General features: G+C 53.0%; 1 protein-coding gene. It reads left to right on the top strand.

Translation table 11 applies throughout. The features are described 5' to 3' along the window. On the top strand, nucleotides 1–279 hold a 279-nt coding region (locus MD536_RS21780; RefSeq protein ID WP_239603880.1), incomplete at both ends, for an SPFH domain-containing protein.

Raw genomic sequence — 279 nt, 5'->3', positions numbered from 1 at the left:
CGTTTGCGCTCCATGCTTTTATCCAAACTGCAGGACTTGCTGGGAGAAACGACAGCTGCGACCAGTGTGCCTGAGCTTATTGGTCTCGTGGAGGAGCTTGGGGCTGGTGTTCGAGCGAAAGCCCAGGATGATTTCCAGGCTGTTGGGCTAACTTTGAAAGCTTTCTATATCGAGAGTCTAAAACCTTCAGAGAAATCCGCAGAAGAGTTGCGAGCGATGGGTATGCTCGACATGGCAACCTACACCCAACTCCAGGCTGCGGATGCAATGCGGGATGCG

It is taken from the genome of Flavihumibacter cheonanensis (genome assembly GCF_022352215.1).
Lineage (GTDB): Bacteria > Bacteroidota > Bacteroidia > Chitinophagales > Chitinophagaceae > Flavihumibacter > Flavihumibacter cheonanensis.
The sequence above is the reverse complement of the archived record's forward strand: the minus strand, read 5'-3'. Positions and strand labels throughout refer to the sequence as shown.